This window comes from Micromonospora sp. WMMD712 (assembly GCF_029581295.1).
Taxonomy (GTDB): domain Bacteria; phylum Actinomycetota; class Actinomycetes; order Mycobacteriales; family Micromonosporaceae; genus Micromonospora; species Micromonospora carbonacea.
This window is the reverse complement of the sequence record NZ_CP120743.1, coordinates 3,305,731-3,320,209: the sequence shown is the minus strand read 5'-3', so window position 1 is coordinate 3,320,209 and position 14,479 is coordinate 3,305,731. Positions and strand designations below refer to the sequence as shown.

The window sequence follows — 14,479 nt, the reverse complement described above, 5'->3', positions numbered from 1 at the left end:
GGGGCGGCAGGACCAGGCGGGCGACCCCGGAAACGCCGACGGGGGCCGGCGGCCTGCGCCGCCAGCCCCCGTCGTCTCGTCGTGGTCAGTGCTTGTCCTGCTCCGGGTGGGCGAAGTTGAGGTGCTCCGGGGGCAGCGGGAACTGCACGTCGTCGCCGAACGGCGACGGCGCGGCGGCCCGGTCGAAGGTGAGCTCCGTCAGCGGCAGCTTGCCGTTGTCGTCCACGGCCGGGGCGGTCGGCTTCGGCACCTCGCGGTGCCAGTTGACGCCGGCCTGGGCCTGCGCCTCGGCGGCCTGGTCGTGGGAGCCACCCGCGTGCGAGTGGACCCCGCCGGCGGCGGCGTGGGAGTGCACGGCGCCGCTGTGCGAGGCGCTGGTCACGCTGGTCTGAGGCACCTGACCCCTCCGGAAGATCTTGCTACCGAGCCATACCAGGGGATCGTACCTGCGGTCGACCACGCGCTCCTTCATGGGGATGATCGCGTTGTCAGTGATCTTGATGTGCTCGGGGCAGACCTCGGTGCAGCACTTGGTGATGTTGCAGAAGCCGAGGCCCTGCTCCGCCTGCGCGTACTCCTTGCGGTCGGTCTTCGCGTCGAGCGGGTGCATGTCCAGCTCGGCGGCCCGGATGAAGAACCGGGGACCCGAGAACGCCTGCTTGTTCTCCTCGTGGTCGCGGACCACGTGGCAGACGTTCTGGCACAGGAAGCACTCGATGCACTTGCGGAACTCCTGCGAGCGCTCGACGTCGACCTGCTGCATCCGGTACTCGCCCGGGGCGACCCCGGCCGGCGGCGCGAACGCCGGGGTCTCCCGCGCCTTCTCGTAGTTGAACGAGACGTCGGTGACCAGGTCCCGGATGATCGGGAACGTGCGCAGCGGGGTGACCGTGACGGTCTCGGCCTCCTCGAAGGTCGACATCCGGGTCATGCAGCCCAGCTTGGGCATCCCGTTGATCTCCATCGAGCAGGAGCCGCACTTGCCGGCCTTGCAGTTCCACCGGCAGGCCAGGTCCGGCGCGTCGGTGGCCTGGAGCCGGTGGATGACGTCGAGGACCACCTCGCCCTCGTTGACCTCGACCTGGTAGTCCTGCAGGTCGCCGCCGCTCTCGTCGCCCCGCCAGATCCTGAAGTGACGCTTGGTTCCCATTACTTGCCCGCCTCCTCAGCGAGGGCGTCGAAGTCCGCGAGCTCCTCGTCGGTCAGGTACTTGGCCAGTTCGGCCCGGTCGAACAGGGCGACCAGCTCGGCGCGCATCTTCGGCAGCGGCTTGTGGGTCAGCCGCACCGTGTCGCCGTCCAGGGCGCAGACCAGGTTCACCATGCGCCACTTCGGGTCCATCGCCGGGAAGTCCTCCCGGGTGTGGCCGCCGCGCGACTCCTGCCGCTCCAGCGCCGCCTTCGCGGTGCACTCCGAGACCACCAGCATGTTGCGCAGGTCCAGCGCGAGGTGCCAGCCCGGGTTGTAGCGCCGCCCGCCGGCCGCGCTGACCTTCGCCACCCGCTCGCGCAGCTCGGCCAGCCTGACCAGCGCGTCGGCCAGCTCGCCCTCCCGGCGGATGATCCCGACCAGATCCCCCATGACCGCCTGGAGGTCCTGCTGGAGGTGGTACGGGTTCTCCCCGGTGTCGCGCTGCAACGGCGCGAGCGCCGTCTCCACGGCCGCCTCGACCGCGCCGATCGACACCTTCGGGCGCGAGGTCAACTGATCGGCGTACGACGCCGCGTGGCCGCCCGCCCGCTTGCCGAAGACCAGCAGGTCCGACAGCGAGTTGCCGCCGAGCCGGTTGGAGCCGTGCATGCCGCCGGACACCTCACCGGCGGCGAACAGCCCGCGCACCGTGCCGTACGCGGCGCCCGAGTCCGGGTCCACCTCGACGCCGCCCATCACGTAGTGACAGGTCGGCCCGACCTCCATCGGCTCCTTGGTGATGTCGACGTCGGCCAGCTCCTTGAACTGGTGGTACATCGACGGCAGGCGGCGACGGATCTCCTCGGCCGGCAGCCGGGACGCGATGTCGAGGTAGACGCCGCCGGCCGGCGTGCCCCGACCGGCCTTGACCTCGCTGTTGATCGCGCGGGCCACCTCGTCGCGGGGCAGCAGCTCCGGCGGACGCCGGTTGTTGTCCGGGTCCTTGTACCAGCGGTCCGCCTCGGCCTCGTTGTCCGCGTACTGCTTGCGGAACACGTCCGGGACGTAGTCGAACATGAACCGCTTGCCGTCGGAGTTCTTCAGGATGCCGCCGTCGCCGCGCACCGACTCGGTGACCAGGATGCCCTTCACCGAGGGCGGCCACACCATGCCGGTCGGGTGGAACTGGAGGAACTCCATGTTGATCAGCGTCGCCCCGGCGCGCAGGGCCAGCGCGTGCCCGTCGCCGGTGTACTCCCAGGAGTTCGACGTGACCTTGTAGGACCGGCCGACGCCGCCGGTGGCCAGCACCACGGCCGGGGCCTCGAACAGGATGAACTCGCCGGACTCCCGGTAGTAGCCGAACGCCCCGGCGACCTTGTCGCCGTCGAGCAGCAGCTCGGTGATCGTCGTCTCGGCGAACACCTTGATCCGGGCGTCGTACGAGCCGAACTCGGCCTTGTCCTCCTGCTGGAGGGAGACGATCTTCTGCTGGAGGGTGCGGATCAGCTCCAGGCCCGTCCGGTCGCCGACGTGCGCCAGCCGGGGGTACTCGTGGCCACCGAAGTTGCGCTGCGAGATCTTCCCGTCCTTGGTGCGGTCGAACAGCGCGCCGTACGTCTCCAGCTCCCAGATGCGCTGCGGCGACTCCTTCGCGTGCAGCTCGGCCATCCGGAAGTTGTTGAGGAACTTGCCGCCGCGCATGGTGTCGCGGAAGTGCACCTGCCAGTTGTCCCGGCTGTTCACGTTGCCCATGGCGGCGGCCGCGCCGCCCTCGGCCATCACGGTGTGGGCCTTGCCGAACAGCGACTTCGAGATGATCGCCGTCTTCTTGCCCGCGAGCCGGGCCTCGATCGCCGCGCGTAGGCCGGCGCCGCCGGCCCCGATCACGACGACGTCGTAGTGGTGTCGTTCGATGCGATTCGTGGTCGTCATGTCAGGCCCTCTAGTTGATGAACCGCAGGTCGTTGAACCAGCCGGCCGCGACCGCCATGACGTAGAAGTCGGTCAGCGCCAGGGTGCCGAGGGTGATCCACGCGAGCTGCATGTGCCGGACGTTCAGCCAGGACACGCCGGTCCAGGCCTTGTATCGCACCGGGTGCTTGGAGAAGTGCTTGAGCCGCCCGCCGATGATGTGCCGGCAGGAGTGGCAGGAGATCGTGTACGCCCACAGCATGACCACGTTGACCAGCAGGACGACGTTGCCCAGCCCGAAGCCGAAGCCCTCCGGCGAGTGGAAGGCCAGCACCGCGTCCCAGGTGTTGATCAGCGAGATGATCGCGGCGGCGTAGAAGAAGTAGCGGTGCAGGTTCTGGCCCAGCAGCGGGAACCGGGTCTCGCCCGAGTAGCTGTCGTGCTTGTCCGGCACGGCGCAGGCCGGCGGGGACAGCCAGAACGACCGGTAGTAGGCCTTGCGGTAGTAGTAGCAGGTGAGCCGGAACAGCAGCAGGAACGGCAGGGTCAGCGCCGCGTCCGGGATGATCCACCAGCCGGGCAGGAACCTGCCGAAGTGGGCGGCCCCCTCGACGCACCGGTCCGTGACGCACGGGGAGTAGAACGGGGTCAGGTAGTGGTACTGCTCGACCCAGTACCACTTGTGCATGAAGACCCGGACCGTCGCGTACGCCACCCAGGCGCTGAGCCCGATGACGGTGATCAGCGGAGCGAACCACCACCGGTCCGTCCGCAACGTCTTCGCCGCTATGGCGGCGCGCGCTCGCGCTCCCCGCGGCCTCGTTGCCGTTGAAGTCATTCGGTCGTCTCCCTGACGGGGCCCTCACGGGCGGCAGTTGTTCCGGTCGGCACGCGGACCGGCGACCCCGTACCCGCTGCCACCTCACCGCGCACACCAACGACCACACCGGCCGTACCGGCGCAGCTAGTTGACACACGTTACGCCGATCTCCGTGGGCCGTCCGCGCAAGGGAGTGTCCCGTGTGTCCGGCCTGCGGAAAAGTCCCCGCAACACGATCGATGTCGGATGTTAAGAACCTCACTCTCCGGCCGCCGCCAGAACCGGCGAGGATCATCCGCGCGGGTCAGCCCGACGCGCCCCCGGTGAAGTTCCAGGACGCCAGCCGCAGCGCCGGCGCGTCCCACCAGACGCCGTCGAACCGGTCCGGCTGCCGGACCGCCCGGCGGCCGATCCCGAGCACGGCCCCCGGGCCCAGCGCCCGGGGGTAGGACTCGGTGAACCGGAAGTTCTGCACCGCCCGCACCGGCACCCCGCCCTCCACGAGCCACACCCCGTTGCGGGTCAACCCCGTGATCACCAGGCTCTTCGTGTCCAGCACCCGGGTGTACCACAGGTCGCTGACCAGCAGGCCCCGTTCCATCCCGGCGACCAGGTCGGCCGTGGCGTCGTCGACCAGCGGCCCCGCCGGCGCCGGCGACCCGTGCCCTGCCCCGTCGCCGTGCCCTGCCCCGTCGCCGTGCCCTGCCCCGGCGGCGTGCTGAGCCCGGTAGCCGCCGGCCGGCGCGTGCGCCGCAGCGCCGTCGCCGCCCGCCGGGGCGGGGCCCGACAGCCGCAGGTTGGCCGGCATCGGGCCGAAGGTGGCCGCCTCCGGCGACGCGTGCCCGGTCGAGCCCACCCCGGCCGCCGCGCCGCTGCGCCGGTCGTGCGCCACGGCGACGGTGGTGCCGGCGTCGACGAGCGTCAGGGCCCGCCGGCCCGTGCCCTCCACGTCGAACGGCAGCCCCGACCCGGCGAGCGGGTCGTCGACCAGCGTGACCGCCGGGTCGAACTGGGCCACGCCCGGCTCGGCGAAGGACTGCCGCTCGGCGTGCCGCTTGCCGTTGAAGCCCCACATGGCGAAGTTGTGCAGCAGGTCGGCGACGGCGGCCGGCTCCAGCACCACCTCGTAGCGGCCCGGGGGCAGCTCGACCGGGTCCACGGCCGCCCGCGCCTTCGCGGCGGCCCGGGCCCCCAGCGCCGCCCCGTCGAGGTCGGCCAGCCGGTCGACGTGCAGCCGGGCCACGCCGTCCGCGCCGCCGGTGCGGGCGATGCCGTCCATCGCCGCCGCGGCGGCGACGCCCTGCGCCGAGTGCCCGGTGGAGTTGGCGAACGCCGCCGCCCGGTAGCCGGTGCGGCAGTAGCCGGCGGCCTCCAGCCCGCCCACGGCGTCGACGAAGGCGCGCACCCGCTCGGCGCGCTCGCCCGGCTCGGCGAAGGCCGTGGCCTCGTCCCAGGCCGGGGCGGCGGGCACCGGCGAGCGCGGGGTCAGCCCCGGCCAGGCCGGATCCGGCGGGCAGAGGCGGGCCGCCGCGAGGACCCGCTCGACCAGGGCGGCCAGCCCCTCCGGGGTGACCAGGCTGCCGCCGCCGGCCGCCGTGCGCCCGTCGACGTGCACGCGCAGCCGCACGGAGACGCCCGACTCGGCGACGTTCTGGTGCACGAAGGAGTTGGCGAACCGGGTCAGCGCCAGGTCGGCGCGGGTGACCACCACCTCCGCCTCGGCCTGCGGCCCGGCCAGCCGGCGGACCAGGTCGACCACCTGGTCGGCGAGCCCCAGCACGTCCTCGCTCATGCGACCACCCCGCTGCGTTCGGCGGCCGCGGGAGACCTCACCGCACCGAGCCTGCTGATTCGCTCGCTCACGCGCGCACCCCCACTCGGACGTTGCGGAACCGGGCCGGCGCGGCCGGGTGACCCGTGTGGCCGACCTGGCCCGGCTGGCCCTTGCCGCAGTTGGGCGTGCCCCAGGCGACGGTCTCGGCCGAGAGCATGTCCATCGAGCGCCAGAACAGCGGGCCGATGCCCGTGTAGGTCGGGTTGCGCAGCATCCGCCCCCGCCGGCCCCGCTTCACCTCCCAGCCGATCTCGCAGCCGAACTGGAAGTTGAGCCGCTTGTCGTCGATCGACCAGGAGCGGTTGACGTCCATCAGCACCCCGTCGTCGGTGGCGGCGACGATCTCGTCGAGGGTGTGCGGGCCGGGCTCCAGCCCGACGTTCGTCATCCGCACCATCGGCAGCCGCGCCCAGCCGTCGGCGCGTACGCTGCCGCCGTAGTCCAGGCCGGCGACGGCGGCCGAGTCGCGGCCGGCGAGCACCCCCACCCACCGGCCCTCGCGCACCGCGTCGCGCCGCACCGCCGGGGAGCCCTCGTCGTCGAAGCCGAAGCTGCCCAGCGCGCCCGGGATGGTCGGGTCGATGGTGACGTTCATCAGCTCGGAGCCATAGCGCAGCGAGCCGAGCTGCGCCAGGTCCAGCCAGGACGTGCCGGCGAAGGCGGCCTCCCAGCCGAGGATGCGGTCCAACTCGATGGCGTGCCCGACGGACTCGTGGATCTGCAACGCGAGCTGCTCGCCGCCGAGGATCAGGTCGGTCTCGCCCGCCGGGCACTCGGGCGCGGTGAGCAGCGCGCGGCTCTCCTCGGCGACCCGGGCGGCGTGCGCGGCCAGGTCGAGCCGGGTGACCAGCTCCCAGCCGGTCGTGCCGTACTGGCCGCGGTAGCTCGGGTAGGACCGGCGCTGGGTCTCGCCGTCGCCGATCGAGGTGGCCGAGATGCCGCCGCCGCACTCGCGGATGCGCTGGTCGATGCGGTGCCCCTCGCTGGAGACGAACCACTTCGTCGTGTCCCACACCTGGTAGAGGCCCTCGGCCAGGTCGGCGCCGTGCTCCCGCATGGTTGCGGTCGCGCCGACCAGCAGGTCGCCCTTGGCCGACAGGGTCACCCCGAGCGGGTCGACCTCGCACGCCGAGGACCAGCTCGCGACGACCGGCTCGGCCGGCACCAGGTCGACCGGCGGGCCGGGGACCCGGGCGCTCGCGGCGGCGATCAGCGCGGCCCGCCGGCCGGCGTCGCGGGCGGCGGCGTCCGACAGCTCCGGTACGGCGTGGAAGCCCCAGCCCGACCCCACCAGCGCCCGGACGCCCAGCCCGAGGCTCTCGTCCTGGGTCAGCTCCTCGACGTCGCCGTTGCGGGCCGACATCGACTCGTAGCGGCGGTGCATCACCCGGGCGTCGGCGTAGCGCGCGCCCGCGTCGAGGGCGGCCTGCACGGCGGCGGACGCCGCATCGAATCCGGTCATGACGGCGCTCCGCCGCGCCGAGACACCGGGCCAGCCTGAGACACCGGGCCAGATGGATGGTTCGCTCGCTGGCGCTCGCTCATGCGCCCGACCCTAGGGGACGGGACCGACATCCGTCAGGGGACGAGATCCTCGGGCCGGATCTTCGCCCGGACGGGCTCGACCAACTCCAGCACCTCGCCCCGCTTGGCCGCAGAGTGCTCCACATAGTGGGCGTGCCGCCGCCGGTGCAGGCGCAGCGCGCCGGTCTCCTGCTCGACCAGCAGATACCAGTCGATCCCGGCGGCAGCGTAGTAGTGCATCTTCAACACCTTGTCGGTGGACGCGTTGCCCGGCGAGATGATCTCGCAGACCAGCCGGACGTCGCCCGCCGCCACGTAGACGTCGTCGAGGTCGACCGGGTCCGTGACGACGAGGTCGGGGACGGGGACGCGCCCGGGCCGGAGCCGGACGTTCACCGCCTCCAGCAGCTCCAGCCCGACCGCCTCGGCGGCCGGTTCGAGGATGTTGCCCAGCTTGCGGGAGATCCGCTGGTGGCGTGGGGTGGGGGCTGGGGTCACGTGGAGGCTCCCGTCGAAGAGTTCGACCCGTTGCGACGTCTCGCCGAGGGCGAGGTACTCCTCCTCGGTCCACGGTCCGTCGTGGTCGAACACCGCCGCGGTCATGGTCACCCCCACCTCGATCGATCGGGCACGGATCCTCTCCCGGCCACCCCCCATCATGGTCGCACCCGAGGTGCGACCTGTGCGGCTTCGCCGGTCTCGCGATCAGGGGTGTCGGAGGGAGTTGCCGAGTCGTTACGCTCAGCACCGCTGACAGCCCTCGGTCTGTAGCTTATTTTCAGCCTCAGTGATCTGTTGTAGTTTCTCTTCTTCGTCACTGGGGAGGTGGTCGTGGGCGAGCCGGCACCGGCGTCCGACCCGTACCTGCGGGTCGACGACCTGCGGGTGCGCTTCGACACCGCCGACGGCACCGTCCGCGCGGTCGACGGGGTCTCCTTCGCCGTCGAGCGGGGCCGCACCCTCGCCGTCGTCGGCGAGTCGGGCTCCGGCAAGAGCGTCACCTCGCTGGCGATCCTCGGCCTGCACGACCCGAGGCGCACCACCGTCACCGGCGGGATCTCCGTCGGCGGCCGGCAGCTCGTCGGCCTGCCCGAGGAGGACGTCCGCCGGCTGCGCGGCCGGGACGTCGCGATGATCTTCCAGGACCCGCTGTCGGCGCTGCACCCCTACTACACCGTCGGTCGGCAGATCGCCGAGGCGTACCGGGTGCACCACCGCCGGGCCGGGCGGCGGGAGGCCCGGCGGCGGGCCGTCGACATGCTCGGCCGGGTCGGCATCCCCCAGCCGGAGCGGCGCTACGACCAGTACCCGCACGAGTTCTCCGGCGGCATGCGGCAGCGGGCGATGATCGCCATGGCCCTGGTCAACGACCCGGCCCTGCTGATCGCCGACGAGCCGACCACCGCCCTCGACGTCACCGTGCAGGCGCAGATCCTCGACCTGCTCGCCGACCTCCAGGCCGAGTTCCGCTCGGCGATCATCCTGATCACCCACGACCTCGGCGTGGTCGGCCAGGTCGCCGACGAGGTGCTGGTGATGTACGCCGGCCGGGCCGTCGAGCACGGCAGCGCGGAGCAGGTGCTGCGCCGGCCCCGGCACCCGTACACCTGGGGTCTGCTCTCCAGCGTGCCGTCGCTGCACGGCGACGCCGAGGCGGACCTGGTGCCCATCCCCGGCAACCCGCCCAGCCTGATCGACCTGCCGCCCGGCTGCGCCTTCCACCCCCGCTGCCCGTACGCCGACCACACCGGCGGCCGCTCGCGCGCCGAGGTGCCGGCGCTGGCCCCGGCCGGCGAGCCCGGCCACCTGGCGGCCTGCCACCTGCCGGCCGACGAGCGCGCCCGGCTGCACGCCGCAGGCGTCGCGCCCACGGGAGCGGCCCGATGAGCGAGCCGCTGCTGCGGGTCAGCGGGCTGACCAAGCACTTCCCGGTGCGCACCGGGTTCCGCGCCACGGGCCTGGTGCGGGCCGTCGACGGCCTCGACCTCGCGGTGCGCCCTGCCGAGACGCTCGGCCTGGTGGGGGAGTCCGGCTGCGGCAAGAGCACCACCGGCCGGCTGCTGGTGCGGCTGCTGGAGCCGACCGCCGGGCGCATCGAGTTCGCCGGCCGCGACATCACCCACGCCGGGCGGCGCGAGCTGCGCCCGCTGCGCCAGGACCTCCAGATCATCTTCCAGGACCCGTACGCGTCGCTGAACCCCCGGCACACCGTGGGCCGGATCGTGGCGATGCCGCTGCGGGTCAACGGGATCGACCCGCCGGGCGGGGTGCGCCGCCGGGTGCAGGAGCTGCTGGAGCTGGTCGGGCTCAACCCCGAGCACTACAACCGCTACCCGCACGAGTTCTCCGGCGGGCAGCGCCAGCGCGTCGGCATCGCCCGGGCCCTCGCGCTGCGGCCGAAGCTGATCGTCGCCGACGAGCCCGTCTCCGCCCTCGACGTGTCGATCCAGGCGCAGGTCGTCAACCTGCTGCGCGACCTGCAACGCGACCTCGGGCTGGCGTTCGTGTTCATCGCCCACGACCTCGCGGTGGTGCGGCACTTCTGCCAGCGGGTCGCCGTCATGTACCTGGGGCGGATCGTGGAGATCGGCGACCGGGCGGACATCTACGAGCGGCCCCGGCACCCGTACACCCGGGCCCTGCTGTCGGCGGTCCCGGACCCGACGCGGCTCGGCCCCGGCGGGCGGATCCGGCTGACCGGCGACGTGCCGACGCCGCTGGACCCGCCGTCGGGCTGCCGGTTCCGCACCCGCTGCCCCAAGGCCCGCGACGTCTGCGCCACCGAGGAACCGGCCCTGGTGCCCCGCGACGGCAGCGGGCAGTCGGTCGCCTGCCACTTCCCGGAGCCGGACGGTGCCGGCGACCTCCCGGGGCACGACGGTGCCGGCGACCTCCCGGAGCCGGACGGGCGCGGCGCGACCGGCGCGAGCGGCGTGAGCGGCGTGAGCGGTGCGGAGGTGACGGCGTGAGCCTGTCCCCGGTCGAGGGCGTGGCCCTCGCGGAGATCGAGTCCACCGGCGACGGCCCCGGGGGCTCCCGCGTCGTCGGCCGGTCGCCCGGCCAGCTCGCCTGGGCCCGGCTGCGCCGCGACCGCACGGCCGTCGTCAGCGCCGCGGTGCTCGCCTTCTTCCTGCTGGTCGCGCTCGCCGTGCCGCTGATCGAGGCGCTGTACGGCATCGGCCCCCGCGAGCAGTTCCAGGGCCGGCTGGACGGCTTCGGCATGCCGCTCGGCTATGCCGGCGGCGTCACCGGGGAACACTGGTTCGGGCTGGAGCCGGGCCTGGGGCGGGACATCTTCATCCGGATGGTGCACGGGCTGCGCACGTCGCTGTTCATCGCGATCGCCGCCGCCGTGATCACCGCCGCGATCGGAGTCGTGCTCGGCACCCTCGCCGGCTACCTCGGCGGCTGGCTCGACGCGGTGGTCAACTGGATCACCGACCTGACCCTGGCCATGCCGTTCCTGATCATCGCGCTGGCGCTGACCCCGACGATCGCGCTGCGCTTCTACGGCCAGCGCGAGGAGGTGCCGCCCGCGTTCCAGATCGGCGTGCTGATCGCCATCTTCGCCCTGTTCGGCTGGACCAGCACCGCCCGGCTGGTGCGCGGGCAGGTCATCGCGCTGCGCGAGCGGGAGTTCGTGGAGGCCGCCCGGGCCAGCGGCGCCGGGCTGGGGCACATGCTGTTCCGCCAGCTCCTGCCCAACCTCTGGGCCCCGATCCTGGTGTCGTTCTCGCTGGCCGTGCCGTCGTACGTCACCAGCGAGGCGGCGCTGTCGTTCATCGGGGTCGGGCTCACCGACGCCACGCCGAGCTTCGGCCGGATGATCTACCGCAGCCTCGACTACCTCCAGACCGACCCCGCGTACGTCTTCTTCCCCGGCGTCACGATCTTCGCGCTGGTCTTCGCCTTCAACCTCTTCGGGGACGCGCTGCGCGACGCGCTCGACCCGAAGTCGTCCCGGTAGGAGGGCTGCACCGTGGCGCGGTTCCTGGTCAAGCGGCTGCTCTCGGCGGCGCTCACCCTGTTCGCGGTGAGCGTGCTCAGCTTCCTGATGTTCTTCGCCCTGCCCCGCGACCCGGTCAGCGGCATGTGCCCCAAGAACTGCAACCCGGAGCGCCTGGAGCGGGTCCGCCAGGAGTTGGGCCTGCGCGACCCGCTGATCAGCCAGTACGCCGGCTACATGAAGGGCATCGTCACCGGGCGGGACCTCGGCAGCGCCCAGGGCGGCCGGTGCGACGCACCCTGCCTGGGCTGGTCGTACGTCACCAACGAGGCGGTCAGCGACACCATCGCCCGGGTGCTGCCGGTGACCCTGAGCATCGTGATCCCGGCGGCGGTGCTGTGGCTGCTGCTCGGCGTCGGCCTGGGCATGGTCTCGGCGCTGCGCCGGGGCACCTGGCTGGACCGGCTGGCCATCGGCTTCTCGCTGACCGGCGCGTCGTTGCAGCTCTACTTCGTCGGGGCGGTGCTGCTGCTGGTCTTCGTCTACCACCTGCGGCTGCTGCCGGTGCCCGGCTACACGCCGCTGTTCGACGACCCGCTCAAGTGGGCCAGCGGCCTCGTGCTGGCGTGGGTCTCGCTGGCGTTCCTCTTCTCCGCCATCTACGCCCGGCTGTCGCGGGCGCAGATGCTGGAGACGCTGTCGGAGGACTTCGTCCGCACGGCCCGCGCCAAGGGCCTGACCAAACCCCGGGTGTACGGGCGGCACGCGCTGCGCGCGGCCATCACCCCGGTGGTGACCATCGCGGGGCTGGACGTGGGCGGGGCGCTGGGCGGCACGGTCATCACCGAGACCACGTTCGGCATCCAGGGGCTCGGGCGTACGGCCGTCGACGCCGTCCGCGCCGGTGACCTGCCCACCATCATGGCGACCGTGCTCATCGCCGCGGTGTTCGTGGTGCTGGCCAACGTCGTGGTGGACCTGCTCTACGCGGCGATCGACCCCCGGGTGCGGCTGCGCTGATCGTTTCGACGGGATTGATCGACAGTCGTATCGACCGGATTCATCGACAGAGGAGGTAGGAGATGCGACCACGCGCAGCGGCCGGCGTCGGCGGCGCCATCGCACTGGTGGTGGCGCTGGGGGCGTGCTCGGAGAACACGGGCGAGGGCACCACGGTCGACACCGGCCGGCAGCAGACCGGCGTCATCGCCACCGACCCGAAGGACTCGCAGGGCCCGGCGGCCGAGGTGAGCGGGGCGCGCAAGGGTGGCACGTTCACCATCATCCGGGAGACCCCGATCTCCCACCTGGACCCGCAGCGGACGTACTCGTTCGCGGGCCTGATGGCCAACCCGCTCTTCGCCCGCTACCTGACGACCTGGAAGGACGACGGCAAGGGCGGCCTCGTGCTCGTCGGCGACCTGGCCGAGACCCCGGGCACCAACGTCGACAACGACTGCAAGGTCTGGCAGTTCACGATCAAGCAGGGCGTGAAGTTCGAGGACGGCAGCCCGATCACGTCGAAGGAGATCGCGTACGGCATCGCCCGCTCCTTCGACCCGGACCTCGCCGGCGGCCCCACCTACCTGCAGGAGTGGCTGGCCGACACCCCGCAGTTCGACACCAGGTGGGACTTCAAGAAGAACAAGGGCGCGCTGCCGCCCGGCCTGACCACCCCGGACGAGCGGACCCTGCGCTTCGAGTTCGCCAAGCCCCGCTGCGACCTGCCGTTCGCGGTGTCGCTGCCGACGACCGCGCCGCTGCGGCCCGACAAGGACACCGGGGTCAACCTGGACCAGCGGCCGTTCTCGTCCGGGCCGTACAAGATCGCCAACAACCAGGTCGGCGTGCAGCTCACCCTCGACCGCAACCCGAACTGGGACCCGGCCACCGACCCGGTGCGCCACCAGTATCCGGACCAGTTCGTGTGGAGCTTCGGCCCGACCGCCGACGCCGCCAACAACCGGGTGATCGCCGACAACGGCCCCGACCAGAGCGCGCTCGCCTTCAACTCGGTGCCGCCCTCGCTGGTCGCCCGGGTGGCCCAGGACGCGGCGCTGAAGTCGCGCACCATCCTCTCGCCGACGCCGAGCGCCAACCAGCTCGTCATCAACAACCAGCGGGTGACCGACCTGAAGGTCCGCCAGGCGCTGAACTACGCCATCGACCGGGAGGGCCTGGTCAAGGCGCTCGGCGGGCAGACCGTCGCCCAGCCGCTGACCACCCTGATGCCGCCGGCCACGATCGGCTACCAGGCGTACGAGGCGTACCCGGCCGGGGCGAACGGCGACGTCGACAAGGCCAAGGAGCTGCTCGGCGGCAAGACGCCCGAGCTGGTCCTCGGCGTGGCCGACAACACCAACGAGCAGGTGCAGGCGACCCAGCTCAAGGGCAACCTGGAACGGGCCGGCTTCAAGATCACCGTGCGGAACATCCCGGACGACGCCAAGCTCGACGAGGTCAAGAAGAAGAACAACCCCTGGGACCTCTACATCGGCAACTGGGCGGCGGACTGGCCCAGCGGCGCGTCGATCCTGCCGGTGCTCTACGACGGCCGCACCATCAAGGCCGAGGGCAACAGCAACCAGTCGTACTTCAACGACCCGGCGATCAACGCCGAGTTCGACCGGATCCTCGCCCTGGAGCCGGCGAAGCAGGGCCCGGAGTGGGCCAAGCTCGACCAGCGGATCATGACTGAGCACGCCCCGGTGGTGCCGCTCTACGTCGACGTGGCGTACAACGTGCACGGCTCCAAGGCCGGCGGGGTCTTCATCTCCAGCGTCTTCGGCTACCCGTCCTTCGTCAACGCGTACGTCAAGGGCTAACCCCCACCTCGCTGCCCCACCCCGCCCCGGTGATCAAGAAGTTCGTGTCAACATCGAGATCGACTCTGACGTATTTCTTTGATCACTGAGGGGCGGGGCGGGGAGCCTGCGGCAGGAGCGCACGTTCACGCGCTTCACCGGCCGGGCCGAGGCCGCTGACCGCGGTGGACGAGCGCGGCCGGTCCGCGCAGACTTTCACGGTCGACGTGGTGGTGCGGGCCGGGACCATCGGGCGGCGCGTGGTCGCCCAGGGGCAGGACATCTACGCGGTCAGCGCGCCGCTGGTGGTCGAGGCAGTGGACCGCGTCCTCACCGGGCGGACCCGGGTAACCGGGGTCGCGTCCGCAGGCCGGATCTTCGACGCGCCGGACTTCCTGCGCGCCCTCGCCGCGCACCTCATGGTCGAGACGCCCGCCTGAGTCAGGCGCGCTCGGCCAGGACCGCGCCGGCCACGCCGAAGTCGATGAGGCCGCAGAGGCGGCCGT

Annotated in this window: 12 protein-coding genes; 6 read left to right on the top strand and 6 right to left on the bottom strand. The window is 72.2% G+C overall.

Going from position 1 to position 14,479, the window contains the following annotated elements:
- Nucleotides 1-85 precede the first annotated feature (85 nt).
- From O7633_RS14090 to O7633_RS14065, 6 genes are all read right to left on the bottom strand, one after another.
- Nucleotides 86-1,150 carry a succinate dehydrogenase/fumarate reductase iron-sulfur subunit gene (locus tag O7633_RS14090; RefSeq protein WP_178066357.1) on the bottom strand — a complete coding sequence of 355 codons (1,065 nt, stop codon included), beginning with the start codon at nucleotides 1,148-1,150 and terminating at the stop codon, nucleotides 86-88.
- The gene (locus O7633_RS14085) at nucleotides 1,150-3,066 is read right to left on the bottom strand and encodes a fumarate reductase/succinate dehydrogenase flavoprotein subunit (protein WP_074472622.1); all 1,917 of its coding nucleotides are present in this window, start codon (nucleotides 3,064-3,066) and stop codon (nucleotides 1,150-1,152) included. The genes O7633_RS14090 and O7633_RS14085 overlap by 1 nt, the downstream gene beginning before the upstream one ends.
- Nucleotides 3,067-3,076: 10 nt before the next feature.
- Nucleotides 3,077-3,883: a hypothetical protein gene (locus tag O7633_RS14080; RefSeq protein WP_278129316.1), complete on the bottom strand. Its 807-nt coding sequence runs from the start codon at nucleotides 3,881-3,883 to the stop codon at nucleotides 3,077-3,079.
- A 286-nt stretch (nucleotides 3,884-4,169) separates the two neighbouring features.
- Nucleotides 4,170-5,657, bottom strand: a complete 1,488-nt coding sequence (locus tag O7633_RS14075) for a metallopeptidase TldD-related protein (RefSeq protein WP_282328144.1) — start codon at nucleotides 5,655-5,657, stop codon at nucleotides 4,170-4,172.
- A gap of 67 nt (nucleotides 5,658-5,724) precedes the next feature.
- Nucleotides 5,725-7,161, bottom strand: coding sequence for a TldD/PmbA family protein (locus tag O7633_RS14070; RefSeq protein ID WP_282328143.1), 1,437 nt, complete (start codon nucleotides 7,159-7,161; stop codon nucleotides 5,725-5,727).
- A 116-nt stretch (nucleotides 7,162-7,277) separates the two neighbouring features.
- Nucleotides 7,278-7,826 (bottom strand): Uma2 family endonuclease, encoded by a 549-nt coding sequence (locus tag O7633_RS14065; RefSeq protein WP_282328142.1) that lies wholly within the window; start codon nucleotides 7,824-7,826, stop codon nucleotides 7,278-7,280.
- 228 nt (nucleotides 7,827-8,054) lie between these two features.
- Between O7633_RS14065 and O7633_RS14060 the strand changes: the two genes are divergently transcribed.
- The 6 genes from O7633_RS14060 to O7633_RS14035 all read left to right on the top strand — a co-directional run bounded on the left by O7633_RS14060 (nucleotide 8,055) and on the right by O7633_RS14035 (nucleotide 14,413).
- On the top strand, nucleotides 8,055-9,110 hold the full coding sequence (locus O7633_RS14060) for an ABC transporter ATP-binding protein (protein WP_282328141.1): 1,056 nt from the start codon (nucleotides 8,055-8,057) through the stop codon (nucleotides 9,108-9,110).
- Complete coding sequence (locus tag O7633_RS14055; RefSeq protein ID WP_282328140.1) at nucleotides 9,107-10,192, top strand: dipeptide ABC transporter ATP-binding protein; 1,086 nt, start codon at nucleotides 9,107-9,109, stop codon at nucleotides 10,190-10,192. The genes O7633_RS14060 and O7633_RS14055 overlap by 4 nt, the downstream gene beginning before the upstream one ends.
- Nucleotides 10,189-11,190 carry an ABC transporter permease gene (locus tag O7633_RS14050; RefSeq protein WP_278129307.1) on the top strand — a complete coding sequence of 334 codons (1,002 nt, stop codon included), beginning with the start codon at nucleotides 10,189-10,191 and terminating at the stop codon, nucleotides 11,188-11,190. The genes O7633_RS14055 and O7633_RS14050 overlap by 4 nt, the downstream gene beginning before the upstream one ends.
- Before the next feature lie 12 nt (nucleotides 11,191-11,202).
- Nucleotides 11,203-12,189: an ABC transporter permease gene (locus O7633_RS14045; protein WP_282328139.1), complete on the top strand. Its 987-nt coding sequence runs from the start codon at nucleotides 11,203-11,205 to the stop codon at nucleotides 12,187-12,189.
- Between the two features lie 62 nt (nucleotides 12,190-12,251).
- The gene (locus O7633_RS14040) at nucleotides 12,252-13,994 is read left to right on the top strand and encodes an ABC transporter substrate-binding protein (RefSeq protein ID WP_282328138.1); all 1,743 of its coding nucleotides are present in this window, start codon (nucleotides 12,252-12,254) and stop codon (nucleotides 13,992-13,994) included.
- A 164-nt stretch (nucleotides 13,995-14,158) separates the two neighbouring features.
- Nucleotides 14,159-14,413: a hypothetical protein gene (locus O7633_RS14035; protein WP_282328137.1), complete on the top strand. Its 255-nt coding sequence runs from the start codon at nucleotides 14,159-14,161 to the stop codon at nucleotides 14,411-14,413.
- The last annotated feature ends 66 nt before the right edge of the window (nucleotides 14,414-14,479 follow it).

Bases quoted from the DNA above. Each gene is read 5' to 3' on its own strand.
- O7633_RS14090 (WP_178066357.1), bottom strand. From the start codon at position 1,150: ATGGGAACCAAGCGTCACTTCAGGATCTGGCGGGGCGACGAGAGCGGC.
- O7633_RS14085 (WP_074472622.1), bottom strand. From the start codon at position 3,066: ATGACGACCACGAATCGCATCGAACGACACCACTACGACGTCGTCGTG.
- O7633_RS14080 (WP_278129316.1), bottom strand. From the start codon at position 3,883: ATGACTTCAACGGCAACGAGGCCGCGGGGAGCGCGAGCGCGCGCCGCC.
- O7633_RS14075 (WP_282328144.1), bottom strand. From the start codon at position 5,657: ATGAGCGAGGACGTGCTGGGGCTCGCCGACCAGGTGGTCGACCTGGTC.
- O7633_RS14070 (WP_282328143.1), bottom strand. From the start codon at position 7,161: ATGACCGGATTCGATGCGGCGTCCGCCGCCGTGCAGGCCGCCCTCGAC.
- O7633_RS14065 (WP_282328142.1), bottom strand. From the start codon at position 7,826: ATGACCGCGGCGGTGTTCGACCACGACGGACCGTGGACCGAGGAGGAG.
- O7633_RS14055 (WP_282328140.1), top strand. From the start codon at position 9,107: ATGAGCGAGCCGCTGCTGCGGGTCAGCGGGCTGACCAAGCACTTCCCG.
- O7633_RS14040 (WP_282328138.1), top strand. From the start codon at position 12,252: ATGCGACCACGCGCAGCGGCCGGCGTCGGCGGCGCCATCGCACTGGTG.